Source organism: Inquilinus sp., assembly GCF_057815775.1.
In genome coordinates this window covers 1-1842 of sequence record NZ_JBYRFX010000865.1, presented here as the reverse complement: position 1 = coordinate 1842, position 1842 = coordinate 1, and the positions used below count along the sequence as shown (strand labels likewise).

Genomic DNA, 1842 nt, shown 5'->3' with positions numbered 1-1842 from the left:
GCCCTACCGCATCATTTATCGGGTCCGCGAGGACGCAGTGGTCGTGCATTGCATTGTCGACGGGCGCCGCGACATGCAGAGCCTGCTACGGCAGCGATTGCTGCAAACGCCCTGACCCAAATGAAAAGGGCGCAGCCTCGGCCGCGCCCTTTCCCGTTTCCGTCCCTAAACCCGGTTCTTCTTAGGCGTAATGCTGGCCGAAGCGGTTGGCCAGGAAGTCCGACAGGTCAGCCTGTTCCTGCCGCACGAAGCCGCTCTGCGGCAGCTTGCCCGTGCGGTGCAGGTCGACCATGGCGCAGATGCCGGCCGCGGTGGTGACCTGGATCGCGCTCCACAGCTGGCCGCCGATTTCCTTGGCGTAGACCTTCTTGGCGTAGGTCTCCTGCATCAGCCGGCCGTCCTTCTTGCCCCAGGCGGTGACGAAGATCAGGACCACGTCCTGCTTGGTCATCGGGATCGAGGCTTCCAGTACGTCCTTCAGGATGTCGCGGCGCTGGCCCAGCTGCAGCTCGTTGACCAGGATCTTGACGATGTCGCGATGGCCGGGATAGCGCACGGTCTTGTAGTTCAGGAACTTGACCTTGCCGTCCAGCGTCTCGCACAGCGTGCCGAGGCCGCCCGAGGTGTTGAACGCCTCGTAGTCGATGCCGTCGAGCGAGATGTGCTCCATGCCCTCGAGCGGCAGCACCTCGCGCAGCTCGCCTTCATGGATCGCCTCGCACGGATTGCAGTACTCGTTGATCAGGCCGTCGGTCGACCAGGTCAGGTTGTACTTCAGCGCGTTCGACGGATAGACCGGCAGGGCGCCGACGCGCATGTGCACGGTGTGCAGCTCGTCGAAGCGCTTGGCCAGGTCGTAGCCGACGATCGAAATGAAGCCCGGCGCCAAGCCGCATTGCGGGGCGAAGGCGGTCTTGGCGCCCTCGGCCAGCGCCTTGACCCGGCGGGTGCTCTCGACGTCTTCGGTCAGGTCGAAATAGTGAGCGCCGCGATCCTTCGCCGCCTCGGCGATCAGCGGCGTCAGGTGAAACGGCGCGGCGGAGATCACGGCGTCATGGCCGGCCACCGCGTCGCGCAGCGCCTGCAGGTCGTCGAAGCGCAGCTGGCGCTTCGCGACATTGGCGTCGAGGCGGTCGAGCGTGCCCTGGTCCTGGTCGCCGATCGTGAGCTGATAGTCCCCGGTGGCGGTCAGCAGCGCAGTGATGCAGGTGCCGATCTTGCCACCGCCCAGCAGCAGAACCTTGGTCATGACGACTCTCCTTCACAGACGGACGCCCCGGAGCAGGTCGCGCCGGGGCGGTTCGGATGCGCCGTCTGTACCCCGGCCGGAAAGCCGCAGAAAGCCTTGTGAACAGCCGTTCCGGAAGGTGCGCGCGGGGTCGATCCGGCCTTCGAGTCGCCGGTGGATCGGGAGGTATGCGAAAGATAATTAGCCGGCCGGATTCTGTGGCCAGCCGCCCATTCAACACTGATTCTTCGAGGTAGGCTGAATTCGCCCCGGGGCGAACCCAGCCTGCGATCCTACGCCACCACCTCCGGCCGCAGCCGGATCACACCGCGCAGCACGTCGCCGGGCTGCAGCACCGCCATGCCGGTGTCGGTGCGGCCGGAAGCGGCCAGGTTGAACGCGTCGGTCGAGTTGCTGACCGGCTCGACGCAGACATAGGGATCGTCGGGCGAATAGCAGACCAGGAAGTCGAGCGGTGCTTCGGCCTCGATCGTGATCCAGGCGCGCCGCTCCGGCCATTCGATCACCGCCCGGCGGTCCCAGCCGGTGTAGGTGTTGTCGGTGCGCACATCCTCCGGCCGGAAGCCGCGGCGCAGATCCTTCTCCGGCGGCGG

Annotated in this window: 2 protein-coding genes; both read right to left on the bottom strand. The window is 66.2% G+C overall.

Annotated elements, in window-relative coordinates; all coding sequences use genetic code 11:
- Positions 1-181: 181 nt before the first annotated feature.
- On the bottom strand, positions 182-1249 hold the full coding sequence (locus AC3XYG_RS31055; RefSeq protein ID WP_489143749.1) for a saccharopine dehydrogenase family protein: 1068 nt from the start codon (positions 1247-1249) through the stop codon (positions 182-184).
- 272 nt (positions 1250-1521) lie between these two features.
- On the bottom strand, positions 1522-1842 hold a 321-nt coding region (locus AC3XYG_RS31050; RefSeq protein WP_489143748.1), incomplete at its 5' end, for an aldose epimerase family protein.

What these genes read in the sequence shown, in the direction of transcription:
- AC3XYG_RS31055 (WP_489143749.1), bottom strand. Translation starts at nt 1,249, where the DNA reads ATGACCAAGGTTCTGCTGCTGGGCGGTGGCAAGATCGGCACCTGCATC.